This window comes from Agrobacterium vitis (genome assembly GCF_013337045.2).
GTDB lineage: Bacteria > Pseudomonadota > Alphaproteobacteria > Rhizobiales > Rhizobiaceae > Allorhizobium > Allorhizobium vitis_B.
Genome location: NZ_CP118260.1, coordinates 800,967 through 816,701 on the forward strand (window position 1 = coordinate 800,967; position 15,735 = coordinate 816,701).

At 59.5% G+C, this 15,735-nt stretch carries 12 protein-coding genes; 6 read left to right on the forward strand and 6 right to left on the reverse strand.

Annotated elements, in window-relative coordinates:
- Window positions 1-18: 18 nt before the first annotated feature.
- On the reverse strand, window positions 19-1,296 hold the full coding sequence (locus G6L01_RS21395) for an ABC transporter substrate-binding protein (RefSeq protein ID WP_070165596.1): 1,278 nt from the start codon (window positions 1,294-1,296) through the stop codon (window positions 19-21).
- Between the two features lie 190 nt (window positions 1,297-1,486).
- On the opposite strand from G6L01_RS21395, the gene G6L01_RS21400 reads away from it, so the two are divergent.
- From G6L01_RS21400 to G6L01_RS21425, 6 genes are read left to right on the forward strand one after another with little or no spacing between them, the layout of a single operon-like run.
- Window positions 1,487-4,003 (forward strand): hypothetical protein, encoded by a 2,517-nt coding sequence (locus G6L01_RS21400; RefSeq protein ID WP_070165598.1) that lies wholly within the window; start codon window positions 1,487-1,489, stop codon window positions 4,001-4,003.
- Between the two features lie 12 nt (window positions 4,004-4,015).
- Window positions 4,016-5,110, forward strand: a complete 1,095-nt coding sequence (gene bglB, locus G6L01_RS21405) for a beta-galactosidase BglB (RefSeq protein ID WP_070165751.1) — start codon at window positions 4,016-4,018, stop codon at window positions 5,108-5,110.
- On the forward strand, window positions 5,107-6,441 hold the full coding sequence (gene pglB / locus G6L01_RS21410) for a polygalacturonase PglB (RefSeq protein WP_070165600.1): 1,335 nt from the start codon (window positions 5,107-5,109) through the stop codon (window positions 6,439-6,441). Before bglB ends, pglB begins: the two co-directional genes overlap by 4 nt.
- 18 nt (window positions 6,442-6,459) lie before the next feature.
- Complete coding sequence (locus G6L01_RS21415; protein ID WP_070165602.1) at window positions 6,460-7,578, forward strand: ABC transporter ATP-binding protein; 1,119 nt, start codon at window positions 6,460-6,462, stop codon at window positions 7,576-7,578.
- Entirely contained in the window at window positions 7,575-8,564 is a 990-nt protein-coding gene (locus G6L01_RS21420) for a carbohydrate ABC transporter permease (RefSeq protein ID WP_070165604.1), read from the forward strand. Before G6L01_RS21415 ends, G6L01_RS21420 begins: the two co-directional genes overlap by 4 nt.
- A gap of 1 nt (window position 8,565) precedes the next feature.
- A complete protein-coding gene (locus tag G6L01_RS21425; protein ID WP_070165607.1) occupies window positions 8,566-9,618 on the forward strand; it encodes a carbohydrate ABC transporter permease in 1,053 nt (350 codons plus the stop codon).
- Between the two features lie 14 nt (window positions 9,619-9,632).
- Here the strand turns inward: G6L01_RS21425 and G6L01_RS21430 are convergent, their stop codons facing one another.
- The 5 genes from G6L01_RS21430 to guaB form a co-directional block, all read right to left on the reverse strand.
- On the reverse strand, window positions 9,633-10,673 hold the full coding sequence (locus G6L01_RS21430) for a LacI family DNA-binding transcriptional regulator (protein WP_070165609.1): 1,041 nt from the start codon (window positions 10,671-10,673) through the stop codon (window positions 9,633-9,635).
- Between the two features lie 58 nt (window positions 10,674-10,731).
- Window positions 10,732-11,871, reverse strand: coding sequence for a DUF3734 domain-containing protein (locus tag G6L01_RS21435; RefSeq protein WP_070165753.1), 1,140 nt, complete (start codon window positions 11,869-11,871; stop codon window positions 10,732-10,734).
- Window positions 11,872-12,028: 157 nt separating this feature from the next.
- Window positions 12,029-13,057 carry an alcohol dehydrogenase AdhP gene (gene adhP, locus G6L01_RS21440; RefSeq protein WP_070165611.1) on the reverse strand — a complete coding sequence of 343 codons (1,029 nt, stop codon included), beginning with the start codon at window positions 13,055-13,057 and terminating at the stop codon, window positions 12,029-12,031.
- A gap of 141 nt (window positions 13,058-13,198) precedes the next feature.
- Window positions 13,199-14,086 (reverse strand): dienelactone hydrolase family protein, encoded by an 888-nt coding sequence (locus tag G6L01_RS21445; protein ID WP_070165613.1) that lies wholly within the window; start codon window positions 14,084-14,086, stop codon window positions 13,199-13,201.
- Window positions 14,087-14,201: 115 nt separating this feature from the next.
- Window positions 14,202-15,692, reverse strand: coding sequence for an IMP dehydrogenase (guaB, locus tag G6L01_RS21450; protein ID WP_070165755.1), 1,491 nt, complete (start codon window positions 15,690-15,692; stop codon window positions 14,202-14,204).
- Between the last annotated feature and the right edge of the window lie 43 nt (window positions 15,693-15,735).

Sequence of the window (15,735 nt, forward strand, 5' to 3'; positions counted from 1 at the left end):
TGTGTCGCGCCTAATGGCTTACTTCGTCGCCGTTGCCACATTGATCTTGTCGATATCGGCTGCCAGGGCGTCATAGGTCTGTTGCAGCGTCAATTCGCCGACGATCAACTGGCTCATGCGCTGGACGATTTGCTGGTAAAGCGCCGAGCCGCCCTTTTTCTTTTCAAAGATCCGTGCTTCCTGCGGCACGTTCTTTTCGTTGTCGTTGAAGACGGCCATGGACGCCTTGGCATTGTCGTCGGTCAGCTTGTATTGCGGCTTGTCGATCTCCGCGCCCGTCAGGATCACGTAGTTTTCGGCAATCTCGCGCTGGACTTTCTCTGAGCCGAGAAATTCGATGAACTGGGCCACGGCCTCCGGGTATTTTGTGCGTTTGAAACCGGCGATGGCGGTGGCTCCCGGCATGGCATAGCAGCCAGCGGTGCCGCAGGGCGCGTTGATTGCCGTCCATTCGAAGGCGTCGCCGATCTTCTTCTGGAACGGATTGACCATCCAGTTGCCGGCCAGATAGGTCACGACATTGCCGTTGACGAATTCGTCGCCCATGTTTTTGTATTGCGAACCGCCAGCAGCGCCCCACATTTCCTTGGGAAAGCTGCCATCCTTCGTCCAGTTGTAGAGATCGGCAATATATGTCTTGGCGGCCTCGTCGGGAAAGCTGAACTTTCCGTCCTTCACATAGGACGAGCCATAGGAAAAGGCCGCGCCGGAAAACCGGTGGCCGGAACGGTCCATGGTGAAGGGGATCTGTACGCCGGTCTTTTTGGCCACGCGGGCGGAAGCCTCGACAATGTCCTTCAGCGTTGCTTTCGGGCCGGGCAGCGGCTCTTCCGCCTGCTCGAACAATGTCTTGTTGACGAAGGGCAGGTTCAGCGTCTGCGAGGCGACATAGCCATTGATCGATTGCGGGTCGTTGACACCGGGCAGGCGCAATTGGTTGAGGCTTTCGCCATGCAGTTTCGCGTAACCGTCCGGGTCCTTCATATAAGGCCGCATGTCGAGAAAGAAGGGTGCCAATTGCCAATCGGTGATCTTGGCCAGATCAGGGCCTTCGCCGACAGCCAATTGCACCGGCAATTGTTTGGCAACGGCATCATAGCCTGAGGACACGAAATTGACCTTCACGTCAGGATGAGCAGCTTCGAACTGCTTACTCAGCGCCGCCATATGCTCGACATAGGACTGATCGTCATCGGTGAACAGAAAGGTGATGGTCTTGGTTTCGGCAAAGGCCGGATGGCTGAGCGCAAACGCCGACAAGACGATGGCACTGACGCCTGACAGAATTTTCGACATGATTCCCTCCCGTAAAAATATTTTCATAATTGGCGCGACAATCCTCAATGTCACGCTCCTCCGCCCTCTTTTTGCGACTTGACAAACGTGTCGTCAAGCTGTTTCGTTGGCGAAAATTCGGTGATCTCTGATTTTTTTATCGAAATTCGACCGAGTAAAAAATATTTTCATGATCGCAGGGAGGCGAGCTATGAGCGATCATTTCGCGTCAGCAGCAATAGACCCGGTTTACGAGGTGCTTACCGGGGAGACGATCACGTCCTGGCTGGTCTCGCCGCTTGCTGCCAGTGTGTTTGCAGGTATTGCAGCGCCCGCCGAGGACCGCGTCGATTACCGTTTCATCAACGGGTTCGTCGATGTTGGCGATCTGCCTTGCCGCAAGGCGTTCTGGGCGACGATGGTCGGGCGCGATCTGGCGCCGGAGTGCGACTGGGAGCCTGATCACCTCAATCTGCCGGGCGCCAATCGGCGGGTGGAATTCACCCATTTCTGGCATGTTCCAACCCATGTGCGCCGCTGGCTGCGCGGCACGTTCCGGGCGGCGTCGGCGAGAAGCCTTTCGCTGCGGCTGAAGACCTGCGGTGGGGTGCGGATCTGGGTGAATGGCGTGGAGCAGGTTCGCTTCGAGCCGTTCCGGCGCAATTTCGAATCCATGTCGGATGTCACACTGCAACTGACCGAGGGCGATAATGACATTCTGGTTCACACCGAAGACCTGGCGGAACGCGACACGGTCTGGTTTGTCGAGCTGGAAGTGACGGATGCAGAGCCGATCGCCGTGCGTCTGCCAGCGGTTCTGGATGGGGCGACAGTTGCCCGGCTGGAACGGCTGATGCGCAGCGTGCGTCCTGCTCGCGATGTGTTTTGCGGTCAACCACTGGAATTGCTGTTCGATGAGGCGCCGCAGACCGATGTTCCGGTGGAGATCACCGTCTACAGCCATGGTCATGAGCGTGCCGTGCTGGCAAAGGCGCAGGTGGTGTTGCGCGCCGGGGATAGAACCCTTGCCGTACCGGAAACGCTTGGGATTGCCGATGGTTATCACGGTGTGCGGCTGCGCATGGGCGAGGGCGCCAGTGTGGCGAGCCGGGTGATTGATGCTGCTTTCCTCACCCGCGTACAGCCGGAGATTTCGCGGGATAGCCTGGGGGAGCGCAAACAGCAGGCGCTTGCCTACTCGGCCCGGCACGGTGCGCCGCGCATCGGCCGGGTGCTGGCCATGGCGACCTGCGGGCAGGTGGATGACGCGGTGCAGGAAAAGCTATTGAGCGATACACTTGCCTCTATCGACCGGCGGGAGGATTGTTCGGATTTCATTCTTGTGTCGCTGCTGTGGCTGCTCGGCGCTTACCCTGATGTTCTAACGCTGGACCAGCGCGAACGGGTGCGCCAATCGGTGCTCAACTATCGCTATTGGGTCGATGAGCCGGGCAATGACACGATGTGGTTCTGGAGTGAGAACCATGTTCTCTGCTTCCACACCAGCCAGCTCCTGGCCGGTCAGTTGATGCCGGATTCGGTGTTTTTCGCGTCTGGTCGCACGGGTGAACAGCAGGCGGCGCTGGCTCGTCAGCGGCTGCATCGCTGGTTTGACAGCGTCGAGGCGCATGGATTGGCCGAATGGAATTCCGCCGCCTATTACCCGATTGATTTCATTGGCCTGCTGGCGCTGGACCATTGGGCGGAACCTGACATCGCCACCCGTGCTCGCCACCAGCTGGACCTGATTTTCCGGATGATCGCCCTGCATACACTGGCGGGCGTGCCTGCGGGATCACAGGGCCGCGCCTATGATAAGGAATTGCGGGCCGGGCCGCTGACGGAACTCGCCCCTTTTGCCTGGGTGGCGTTTGGAGAGGGCTGGCTGAATGGCGGCGTTGCCTCGCTGCCCATGTTCTGCGCCAGCCATTATCAGCCGCCGGAGGATCTGGCTCCACTGGCGAGGCTGAAGCACGGACGAAACATCGAGGCGCGGTATGCGCAGGGGCTGGAAAGCGGCAAGCTTGTGGTGTTCAAGACCCACGCCTCGCAGCTTTCGACGGTGGTTGATCACAAGACCGGACGCAAAGGCCATCAGCAGCATGTGCTGGATATCAGGCTGGCTGGCCATCCGATGGCGCGGCTCTGGATCAACCATCCCGGCGAAGACGATCCGTGGGGATCGCAGCGTCCTTCCTATTGGGCGGGAAGCGGCATCCTGCCCCGCGTCGCGCAATATCGCGATACCGCCCTGCTGATTGCCGATACGCAAGGCGGGCGCCTGCCGTTCACCCACGCCTATTTGGGCATAGACGGTCTGGACGAGGTGATCGCTGAGGAGAACTGGGTGTTTGCGCGCTCGGGACAAGGGTTTGCCGCCCTTTACAACAGCCACGGCCTGGAACCGATGGACGCAGGCGCGACAGCGGGCCGCGAACTGCGGGCGTTGGCTCCGATTTCGGGCTGGGTGGCCATTGTCGGAGCCGGGGACGCGCCGGCTTTCGAGATTTTCTGTGAAAAGGCACGAGCAACCAGCATCGACTTTGACCCGCTAGCGAGAACTCTTCGGGTTCGTCCGCCGGGCCATGAGGCACTGTTTTTATCCTATGACGGCGATTTTCGGCTCGGGACACGTCCGCTGCCGTTCGGCCATGAACAGCCACAACCGGTGCTGACCTATGACAGCGCCCATCCGGACCGGGGTGAAACCACCCCTCTCTATCAGTAGATGGATCAGACCATGCATCAGGCAGAGACCGGCCATCCGGCCCTTCAACAGACAATCGACAAGGTGGCGGTGGCATTCAGCCGCCTCAAGGGCATCAAGGAGGGCTTGAGCGGGGAAGGCAGCGCAAGCGGTATTCAGTTTGACGAATGGGATTGGGAAGTGGGCGTTGGTCTCTACGGCTTCCTGCGCCGCGCCATCGCCAGCGGAGACAGGAAAGCTATCAATGATCTCGTTGATTGGTATGCCATGCAGATCGGTCGCGGCCTGCCGCCGCGCCAGATCAACAGCACGGCACCAATGCTGCCGCTTGCCATCCTGATCGGTCATGTGGACCGGCCCGATTTTAATGCACTGGTGGAGGATTGGGCCGAATGGCTGGTAAAAAGCCTGCCGAAAACCGAGGATGGTGGTTTTCAGCATGTGGTCAAGGAACGCTTGAACGAGGGCGAGCTTTGGGATGATACCCTGTTCATGGCTGGGTTGTTTCTGGCGCAAGCCGGTGTTCATTTTGGCCGCAAGGACTGGATCGACGAGGCCGTCTACCAGTTCATGATCCATGCCCGTTATCTCTCGGACCCGGTCTCAGGCCTCTGGTATCACGGCTGGACCTTTGTCGGTCGTCACAACTTCGCCCGTGCCTTCTGGGCGCGTGGCAATGCCTGGATTACTGTGGCGATCCCGGAACTGTTCTTTCTGGTGCCTGATATAGACGAAAAAGACCGCCGCTTTCTGGCCAATGTGCTGAAAAGCCAGTTGCGCTCGCTGAAGGCCTTTCAACGCGAGGACGGCATGTTCCACACGCTGCTGGATGATCCGACCTCGCCGCTGGAAACCTCGGCCACCGCCGGGATTGCCTATGGCATCCTGCGCGGCATTGAGGCGGGCATTCTGCCGGTGGCGGATAAACTCCATGCCGATAGGGCGCTGGGTGCCGTGCTGCGCCATATCGATGATGAGGGCGTGGTGTTAGGCGTCTCGGATGGTACGCCGATGGGGCATGATCTGGATTTCTACCGTCGTATTCCCAACCTGCCGACCCCTTACGGTCAGGCGCTGGCTCTGCTGCTGCTGACCGATGTGGCAATGTCATCGGAGAAAACCGTATGACCCAGACGCTGGACATTGTCATCGATCATCAGCACGGCGACCGCACGCAAGCCATTCAGGCGGCAATGGACCATGTGTCTGCCTCTGGCGGCGGCAGGGTTTCGCTTGCCGCTGGATTGCATCAGGTTGGTGGGCTGACGCTGCGCTCCGGTGTCGAGCTGCATCTGGGGGAGGGAGCCGTATTGCGGCCTGTGCCGGATTATCAGGCCTATGGCGACAATATCGTCTCGGTCATTGCCGAAAAATCCAACCGGGCCATGCTGGTGGCGCGCGGCGCGGACACTATCGCGCTGACAGGGCCGGGCTGCATCGACGCCAGCGGCGATGCGTTCATTGCCGGTGACGATGTCAGCGTCGGCGTGTTTATTCCGGCGGAGTTTCGTCCGCGTGTTTTGGTGCTGGAGGGTTGCCGTGGCGTGCGTCTCGACAATGTTCAAGTCGAAAATTCGCCGATGTGGACGCTGCATTTCGTCAATTGTGAGGATGTCAGCCTTGCCAATGTGGCGATCCGCAACAATTGCCGCCTGCCCAATACCGATGGCATCGTGCTTGACGCCTGCCGCCGGGTGCTGATCGAAGACTGCACGATCTCTACCGCCGATGACGGGATCTGCCTGAAAACCAGCGTCGGGCCGGATGGCAAGGCCATCGGCACCTGCGAAGATGTGCTGGTGCGCCGCTGCACCGTCTCCAGCCAGAGCTGCGCGCTGAAGCTAGGGACCGAAAGCTTCGGGGACTTCTCCCGCGTGGTGTTCGAGGATTGCCGTGTCGAGCAATCCAACCGGGGGCTGGGGATTTTTTCCCGCGATGGCGGCAAGGTCTCCGATGTCAGGTTCTCCCGCATCACCCTGGATTGCCGGGAGACGCCGGACGGGTTCTGGGGCTCCGGCGAGGCACTGACGGTGACGGTGGTGGACCGGGTGCCGGAGCACCCGGCGGGTGCGGTGCGGGGATTGGTTGTCGAGGATGTCACCGGGCGGATGGAAGGGACGGTCAACCTTGTCTCCATGGCCGGTGCCGGTATTCACGATGTCGCCTTGCGGCGGGTGCATCTGGCCCAACAGCCCGGGGTGCTTGGCACCGCGTTGCGCTATGATATGCGCCCAACCAATGCCGATCTCGCACCGTCGCCGGAAGCTCATGGCCGGGCCAATGCCTGGACGCGCGGTGCGGACGGACGCATCGTCGGGCTCATCGACTATCCGGACGGAATGCCGGGCGTGTTTGCCAGCGGGGTGGAAGGGCTGACCGTAGACGATCTCGTCATCGACAGGCCGCAGCCCCTGCCGGATGGGTGGAACCGTCTGGATCTCGTTCAGCACCAAAATTAATGCATCTGGGAGGATGATATGGGAGCGTTGACACTCAAGGATCTCAACAAGTCCTACGGCGCGGTGAAGGTGCTGCATGACATAGACCTGACCATCGAGGACGGCGAATTCGTCGTCTTCGTCGGTCCGTCGGGCTGCGGAAAATCCACCCTGCTGCGGATCATCGCCGGGTTGGAGGATGTGACGAAAGGTGCGATCAACATCGATGGTCGCGACGTCTCTCAGCTGTCGCCCGCCGAGCGCAAGATCGCCATGGTGTTCCAGTCCTATGCGCTTTATCCGCATATGAGCGTGCGCAAGAACCTGACCTTCGGGCTGGAAAACCTGAAATTCAAACGGGCCGAAATCGAGGCGCGGATCGCCGAAGCGGCAAGGATGCTGGCGATCGAGCCTTATCTGGACCGCAAGCCGCGCCAGCTTTCGGGCGGTCAGCGTCAGCGTGTGGCGATTGGCCGGGCGATTGTGCGCGAACCGGAAATTTTCCTGTTCGATGAGCCACTCTCCAATCTGGATGCGGCCCTGCGGGTCCAGACACGGGCGGAAATTACCCGCCTGCACCGCGACATCAAGACGACGATGATCTACGTGACCCACGACCAGGTGGAAGCCATGACGATGGCCGACAAGATCGTCGTGTTGAAAGGGGGCCGGGTCGAGCAGGTGGGAACGCCGCTCGATCTGTTTAACAATCCTTGCAACCTGTTCGTGGCGGGCTTCCTTGGTTCGCCCCGGATGAACATGTTGAAAGGCCGGATCGCCGGTTTTCAGAAGGGTGAGGCGCTGATTGATGTCGGCTATCCACAGCAACTGACCGCTTCTGTTGATGAGACGGCGGCAAAGCCGGGCCAGGAGGTCATGGTCGGCATTCGCCCGGCGCATTTTCAGCGCGTCGAGACGGGTGGCCTGCCGTTCATTGTCGGCTATTGCGAAAGCCTTGGCACAGAAACCTATCTCTATGGCCGGATGGAAGGGCAGGAAGAACAGGTCATTTTGCATCAGCCCGGCCATTTCGTAGCCCCGGAGGATAGCCGCTTGGCGGTCGCGCCCTTGGCTGGCACGGTGCATGTGTTCGATCCTGTCTCGGGTCTGACGCTGACCCGACGCCGCCAACAGGTCAGCGGAGGCCTTGCCGCATGAGCCAGTTTGCCGATATCGCTGACCGCGCGCTGAACCGCGTCATGCTGGTGGTGGAAGCGCCGCTAAACGGGCTGGAACGGCTGTTTGGCCGCAAGCGCATGCCCTATTTTTTCCTGGCACCCAATCTGGTGCTGTTTGGCATTTTTACCTTTTTGCCGATTGCCATTTCCATCGGCTATGCCTTTACCGGCGGCACCAATCTGTTCGTTTCCGAGCGTCCCTATGTCGGGCTCGACAATTTCCGCCAATTGCTGACCTGCGGCGATTATATGCAGCCGGGGAGTTGCACGGAATCACTGTTCTGGACTGCGATCTGGAACACGCTCTGGTTTGTCGGCTTCAACGTTGTGGCGACCTTGCTGGTATCGCTGATCACGGCGCTGATCCTCAACCGCGCCATGGTGGCGCGTGGGTTTTTCCGGGCGATATTCTTTTATCCGGTGTTGCTGTCACCTGTGGTGATCGGCTTGATCTGGAAATGGTTCCTGGACCGCAACGGCTTGCTCAACGCCTTTCTGCAAATGCTTGGCGTGCCGCCAGAGATCTTCCTGCTGGAGGTCGGCTGGTCACGGTTTTTCGTCGTCGTGGTCTCCGTCTGGTTTCATATGGGCTTCTACACGCTGATCCTGCTGGCGGGATTGCAGGCCATTCCCAAAGACCTCTATGAGGCGGCGGCTATCGATGCGGCGACACCGCGCCGGGTGTTGTTTCGTATCACCCTGCCGCTCTTGGCGCCCAACCTGCTGGTGGTGCTGATCCTGTTGATGATCCGTTCCGTGCAGATTTTCGATGAGGCCTGGGTGCTGACCAATGGCGGGGGGCCGGGCACGGCCAACAGTTTCATCGTGCAATATATCTACCAGATGGCGTTCGGCAGCGATCTTCGGCTGTTTGGTCTCGCCTCGGCGGCGGCAACCCTGATGGGCTGTGTGCTGCTGGTGCTGACCCTGCTGCAACTTGGCCTCTCCAAGAAAATGGAGCAGTGATATGAGCCTCAATCCCGTAACCTTCCTGACCCGCACCCGCCGCCAAGGTCGCATTGGCGTGACCGATGTGCTGGCCTGGCTCTGGCTGATCCTCGGCACATTGGCTGTGCTGGTGCCGGTGGTCTGGGCGGGTCTGTCCTCGATGAAACCGGCTGCCGAAATCACCCGTTTTCCACCGACGCTTCTGCCGCGAGACGCTGTGGAGGTGACGGTCAAGGGCTATGACAAGCCGCTTAGCCTCTGGCAGGTCAGCATGGATGGTACGAACAGGCAGATGGCCATGGTGCGGCGCATCGGCCTGAAGGCGCAGATGGTCGATCCCGAAAACCCGCAAACCCCGGTCAGCGTCGATACCCGCACGATCACGCCGGTCCAGAGCCTGACGATTGCCACGGAAAACTACACGGACCCTTTAACCCGGTTTGCCTTCCTGACATTCCTCAAGAACTCGGTCTTCGTCACCGTTGTGGCGACGGCTCTCACCTTGATCGTCAATGCCTTGGCGGCCTTTGCCCTGTCGAAATACCGGTTTCGGGGCGACAAGGCGGTGTTCGTGCTGATCATCTCAACCTTGATGATCCCGCTGACCGTTGTCATGGTACCTGCCTATCTGGTCATTGTCGGGGTTGGGTTGGTGGATAATCTCTGGGGCGTCATCATCCCGACCATTGCCTCGCCGACTGGGGTCTTTCTTCTCAGGCAATATATGCTGACCATTCCCGACGAGTTGATCGAAGCGGCAAGGGTGGATGCGGCCAGTGAATTCAGGATCTTCTGGCGGATCGTCCTGCCATTGACCGCGCCTGCGCTCGCGGTGCTGGCGATTTTCTCGGTTCTATGGCGCTGGAACGATTTTCTCTGGCCGCTAATCGTGCTCAGCAGCCGTGAGAATTTCACCCTTCAAGTCGGACTCAATGCCTTTCAGGGCGAGTTTTCGGTGCAGTGGAATTACATCCTCGCCATGACCTTCCTCAGCCTGATGCCAGTGACGCTGGTCTTCCTGTTCCTGCAAAAATACATCACCACAGGCATTGCCGGGACGGGGATGAAATAAGCGCCTGAACGTTATTAACAGCGTGGCGGTGCGATGCTGCCGCGCAGGATCAGGCGGCATCCCAGTTCCAGCCGATGGGCCGGGCGCAGCGGATCGATGGAAACCAGCCGCTGCTCGATGAGGCTGAGAGCCGCAGCGCCAAGCCGGGCACTGGGCAGTTGAATGGTCGAGAGCGGCGGAGTGCTGAATTCGCCGGGCAGGATGTCATCGCAGCCCAGCACGGATATGTCTTCGGGAACCTTGATGCCTGCCTTGCGCAAGGTCTTCAGACAGCCGAGCGCCAGATTATCGGCGGCGCAAAAAATCGCGGTGGCCTGCTTCAGCGATGGATCACGGGTCAATAATTCGCGCAACACCCTTTCACCTTCGGCTGGCTCATAGCTCTCAGCCTCGACCACCATGTCGATAGGGGCTTGCAGCCCGGCGGCCAGAAAGGCATCGACATACCCGTCGTAACGGCGGCGGATGGTGGTGCGGCCCGGCCATGTCACATGCAGAATGCGACGGTGGCCAAGCGCCAGCAGATGCTCGATGGCCTGGCGCGCGCCGAACCGATTGCCTGCGGTGACCGTATCGATGCGCATCGACGGATCTTCGCCATTGATGATCACAGATGGTATCGCCAATTGCGCCAGCGCGCGGATAAATTCCGGTCGGTCGTCATTGATGATGACGATGCCATCGACTTTTTCGGCAACGGCAATCCGCTTTACCTCAGCGGCGTCGATCCGGTTGCCCGGGGTGACGCAAGGGACGATGCGGATCGCCCGACGCTCGCATTCCTCGCGTAGCCCATTCATCACGGTCCAACTGACCAGATTGAGGTCGCTTTGCGGGGCCGCGTCACCAGCAACCGCTAGAAGAATGCAGCGCAGCGTGGCAATGGTCGCCTTGTTGCGCCGTTTTTCCAGATAGCCCAGCCGTTGGGCGGACGCGATCACCCGGTCGCGCACCTCTGCCGTCAGCGGCGCGGTGCCGTTTAACGCATGCGAGGCGGTGCTGATCGAGACGCCAGCGTCCAGCGCCACGTTTTTCAGGCTGATCTTCGCTGTCACGCTTTATCCTCAAAAACGTATGGATATGAACGCAGCATAATCCAGCAGAGCCGATAGGTCACGAGCCGATACGACGGCGCCGTTCGCGGCTCAAATCGAAGATCTGGATGCCATCTCTCGGGCGGCCGCGGTTGCGCCATTTCGGATGTTTCAGTGTATAGGTGGCGTCGTCGTAGCCTGCCTGCCAATGTTCGTTTATGGAGGCGCGCGAAAATTCATAGTCCATCGAGTGGGTGGCGTGGGCGGCACGCCGGTGAATGAGGTGAACGATGGTCACGTCATATTCCTGGCCAATCGAGCGCAGCAGCTTGGCATCCTCGTCATCGCGAAATTCCGGCGGCAGCTTGTCCAACAGGCGTTTCGCGGCCCGGCGGATCACCTGCTTGCGGGCGAATTCATCGGTATTCATTCGGGTTCGGCTGGAAAAACGGATTTCCTTGGTGCGGCTTTCCACCTCGAACTGATCCTTTGGCATGTCGCCGCGCGCGCTGAACAGATCGACCTGGAAAATGTCGAGATCCCGCTGGCTTTCATTGGTTTCCAGCACATGCTGCAAGGGTGTATTCGACACCAGGCCGCCATCCCAATAAAACCGGCCATCGATTTCAACCGGCGGAAAACCGGGCGGCAGCGCGCCGGAGGCGGCGATATGGCGGGCATCGAGCCTAGTGTGACGATTGTCGAAATAGGCGAAATTGCCGGAGAGAACGTCCACGGCACCGAGGCTGAGCCGTGTCGTGCCGTCATTCAGCAATTTGAAATCGATCAGATTGTTCAGCGTCTTTATCAGCGGTTCGGTGTCATAGACGCTGACGCGGTAATCGGGATTGAGCAACACTTGCTGTGGCGTGGGCAAGCGCGGCGAAAAGAAACCGGGAATGCCAAACATCATGCCGGTTAGCGCTGAAAGATCGTTGGTGGTGCGTCGTGCGGCGGTGTCCTGATCGCCAAGGTTGAAATTCAGCTGCGAAGATACCATGTCCCAGAAGGCGCGCAGGTTTTCCACCCGCTTTTCCCTGGGACTGCCGGCAATCAGCGCCGAATTGATCGATCCGATGGAAATGCCAGCCAGCCAATCCGGATCGACATCATGGGCGTGAAGGGCCTCATAAGCACCAGCCTGGTAAGCACCCAACGCCCCCCCACCCTGAAAGACAAAAATACGATCGGTGGCGGCATTGGTCTCGGACGACAGCATCGGCATTCACCATGGATTATTGCATCGCGATGAAGATAGCTGTTTTTGCACGCTATTCCAGTATCTTGCCGCCTCACTTAGCGTTTATGGCAAAATAATTTGCTCTGCTTCATCCATGAGATCCGTGCGCCTTACCGGCGCACGGATCTGGTTATTTTCAGGCGGCCAGATCGAGCACGATCCGTCCGTCGATCTTGCCTTCGCGCATGCGATCAAAAATCGCATTGATATTTTCCAGCTTGTCCCAGGAGAAATGAGCGGCAACTTTGCCTTCACCGGCAAATTGCAGCGATTCCTCAAGATCCTGCCGGGTGCCGACAATCGAGCCACGCACGGTGATGCGTTTTAGCACGGTTTCAAATACGGGCAGCGAGATGAAGCCCGGCGGCAGACCGACCAGCGCCATCGTGCCCTTGGAGCGCAAGAATCCATAGGCCTGTTCCATCGCTTTCGGGGAAACGGCTGTCACCAGCGCGCCATGAACGCCACCGGTGGCCTTTTGCACCTGCTCGATAGCGTCGGCTGCACGACCATTGACGACCACATCGGCGCCCAGCTTCTTGGCCAGTGCCAGCTTGTCATCGAAAATATCGGCGGCAACGACATGCATGCCCATGGCCTTGGCATATTGCACAGCCATGTGGCCAAGCCCGCCAATGCCCGAAATCACCACCCATTCGCCGGGTCGCACTTCGGTTTCTTTGAGGCCCTTATAGACGGTGACCCCTGCGCAGAGAATGGGCGCGGCGGCGCCGAATTCCAGGTTGTCAGGCAGGCGGCCAACATAATCGGGATCGGCAAGTCCGTATTGGGCAAAGGTGCCGTTGACCGAATAGCCGGTATTCTGCTGGCTGCCGCAGAGCGTTTCCCAGCCGGTGCGGCAGGGATTGCAGCAGCCGCAGGCGGTATGCAGCCACGGAACGCCAATCCGGTCGCCTTCCTTGATCCGGGTGACGCCCGCACCAAGCTTTGCGACAAAGCCGACGCCTTCGTGGCCGGGAATGAAAGGCGGATTGGGCTTGACCGGCCAATCGCCGCTGATGGCGTGCAGGTCGGTATGGCAAACGCCGGTCGCCGCATACTTGACCAAAATCTGGCCAGGACCGGGTTCGGGGATCGGCATTTCCTCAATGGTCAGCGGCTTGCCGAATTCGCGTGCAACAGCGGCTTTCATCATCGATGCCATGATTTCCTCCATAGAAATTGATGTTTTAAAATTCAACATCGTGTCTCGGCTCATGCTGAGACTATGGAGGAGCCTAGTGCAGGGCGGGGCGATTGCTTTTGATTGATATCAATCCGCCCCGCTTTGTTGTGGTAGGTATTCCTATGCCAGGTTCTTTTTGAGAAAAGCTACCGTCCGTGACCAGGCAAGGTCTGCGGCCTCCTTGTTATAGCGGGCCGCCGACGTGTCATTGTTGAAGGCATGGTTGACGCCGTCATAGACGAAGATCTCGGCCTGTTTACCATTGGCCTCAAGCGCCTTGCGATAGGCATCGATCCCGGCATTGATGCGCTCGTCAAGGCCAGCGTAATGCAGCATCAAGGGTGCGTTGATTGCTGGCACCTGTTCGGCGGGCGGCTGGGCTCCGTAATAGGCGACACCCGCCCCAAGCTGTGGTGAGGCGATAGCCAACCGATTGACCATGCCGCCGCCCCAGCAAAAGCCGATGGCGCCGACCTTGCCGTTGACGCCCTTCACGGCCGCAAGATAGGCGCGGCTGGCCTCGGCATTGTTCACCGTTGTGCCCAGATCGAGCGTGGTGAACATGTCGCGGGCCTTGTCCTCGTCCTCCGGCGTGCCGCCCTGTGGTGACAGAAAATCCGGTGCCAGCGTAACGAAGCCTTCCAGCGCCAGCCGACGGGTTACATCCTGAATATGCGGATTGAGGCCACGGTTTTCGTGGATGACGATTACGCCGGGCAGGGCGGTCTTGGCGTCTTTTGGGGTGACGAGATAGCCCTTCATCTCGCCGCTCGCGCCGGGATAGGTGACCATTGACGCAGTCAACCGCTCATCGTTTTCCGGCGTCAGCGCGGCATTGGCCTGGTTGGCAGCCAGCATTGGCATGATGGCTGCGGCTGCTGCCCCGGAACCGGCCAATCTGGTGAGTTTTTCCATGAAACCCCGGCGGTCGAGGCTGAGATGGGTATATTCATCATAGGCGTTGATCATCGCCTGGGTGATCGCTGGGGTAACGGTTGGCTTTTCCATCGGTGTCCTCCACAAGATTGTCCAGTCTAAAACATAGAAAACCCGAACCGGCATCCAATGTTCATTGGAGGCCAATCCGGGTTTTCATCAACACTTATTCGTGACTGGGCCGTTTTTATGCAGCGCCAGGATAATTCGGGCTTTCGCGGGTAATGGTGACGCCGTGCGGATGGCTTTCGCGCAGGCCAGCACCGGAAATCCGCACAAAGGTCGCTTTGTCCTGGAAATCCTTGATGTCCTTGCCGCCGACATAGCCCATGGCGGCCTTGAGGCCGCCTGCCAGCTGGTGCAGCACGGCAGAGACCGGACCCTTATAAGGCACCTGGCCCTCGATGCCTTCCGGCACCAGCTTCAGTGTATCGCGCACTTCCGCCTGGAAATAGCGGTCCGCAGAGCCGCGCGCCATGGCGCCGACCGAGCCCATGCCGCGATAGGCCTTGAAGGAGCGGCCCTGGTAGAGAAACACTTCGCCAGGGCTTTCATCCGTGCCAGCCAGCAGCGAGCCGACCATGACGGCGGAGGCACCGGCGGCAATCGCCTTGGCCAGATCGCCGGAGAATTTCACGCCGCCATCGGCAATCACAGGAATATCCAGCTTATGGGCTGCTTCGACGGCTGCCATGATGGCCGCCAGCTGCGGTACGCCGACGCCTGCGACGATACGGGTCGTGCAGATCGAGCCGGGGCCGATGCCGACCTTGACGCCATCGGCACCTGCATCGATCAGAGCGCGGGTGCCATCGCCGGTCGCGACATTGCCGGCAATGATCCGAACCGAGTTCGACATTTTCTTCACGGCGGTCACGGCATCCAGCACCCGCTGCGAATGGCCGTGGGCGGTATCGACGACGATGACGTCGACACCGGCCTCGATCAACCGCTCGGCCCGCTCGCGTCCGTCATCGCCGGTGGAAATGGCGGCGGCGACCCGTAGACGACCCTGAAAATCCTTGGCGGCATGCGGGTTGAGCTGCGACTTTTCGATATCCTTGACGGTGATCAGGCCGACGCAGCGGCCTTCATTGTCCACCACCAGCAGCTTTTCGATCCGGTGGCTATGCAGAAGACGCTTGGCTTCCTGCTGCTCGACGCCATCCTTGACGGTGATCAGGTTGTCGCGGGTCATCAATTCATGGATCTTCTGGGAATGATCCGAGGCAAAGCGCACATCGCGATTGGTGAGAATGCCAACCAGGCGACCAGGACGGCCACCGTTTTCAACAACCGGAATACCGGAAATACCGTGGGCCTTCATCAGGCCGAGTGCTTCGGCGAGCGTCGCATCCGGATGGATGGTCACCGGATTGATCACCATGCCGCTTTCGAATTTCTTGACCTGGCGAACCTCTTCGGCCTGTTCGGTCGGTGTCAAATTGCGGTGGATAACGCCAAGGCCGCCAGCCTGGGCCATGGCAATTGCCAGACGGCTCTCGGTGACCGTATCCATGGCGGAAGACAGGATGGGGAGCGAAAGATCGATATCCTTGGCGATTCGGGTGGAGATATTCGTCTGGCCCGGCATGACTTCCGAATGTCCGGGCTGCAGGAGGACATCGTCAAAGGTAAGCGCTTCTGCGCCGGTTGCCGAAATTACGATCCGTGCCATGCCAATATCCTTCATATGAATAGGCAGAGTCCTCCAGAAAAGC

Excerpts from the sequence above, each read along its gene's own strand:
- G6L01_RS21395 (WP_070165596.1), bottom strand. The coding sequence starts at position 1,296 with ATGTCGAAAATTCTGTCAGGCGTCAGTGCCATCGTCTTGTCGGCGTTT.
- G6L01_RS21400 (WP_070165598.1), top strand. The coding sequence starts at position 1,487 with ATGAGCGATCATTTCGCGTCAGCAGCAATAGACCCGGTTTACGAGGTG.
- bglB (WP_070165751.1), top strand. The coding sequence starts at position 4,016 with ATGCATCAGGCAGAGACCGGCCATCCGGCCCTTCAACAGACAATCGAC.
- pglB (WP_070165600.1), top strand. The coding sequence starts at position 5,107 with ATGACCCAGACGCTGGACATTGTCATCGATCATCAGCACGGCGACCGC.
- G6L01_RS21415 (WP_070165602.1), top strand. The coding sequence starts at position 6,460 with ATGGGAGCGTTGACACTCAAGGATCTCAACAAGTCCTACGGCGCGGTG.
- G6L01_RS21420 (WP_070165604.1), top strand. The coding sequence starts at position 7,575 with ATGAGCCAGTTTGCCGATATCGCTGACCGCGCGCTGAACCGCGTCATG.
- G6L01_RS21425 (WP_070165607.1), top strand. The coding sequence starts at position 8,566 with ATGAGCCTCAATCCCGTAACCTTCCTGACCCGCACCCGCCGCCAAGGT.
- G6L01_RS21435 (WP_070165753.1), bottom strand. The coding sequence starts at position 11,871 with ATGCTGTCGTCCGAGACCAATGCCGCCACCGATCGTATTTTTGTCTTT.
- adhP (WP_070165611.1), bottom strand. The coding sequence starts at position 13,057 with ATGGCATCGATGATGAAAGCCGCTGTTGCACGCGAATTCGGCAAGCCG.
- G6L01_RS21445 (WP_070165613.1), bottom strand. The coding sequence starts at position 14,086 with ATGGAAAAGCCAACCGTTACCCCAGCGATCACCCAGGCGATGATCAAC.
- guaB (WP_070165755.1), bottom strand. The coding sequence starts at position 15,692 with ATGGCACGGATCGTAATTTCGGCAACCGGCGCAGAAGCGCTTACCTTT.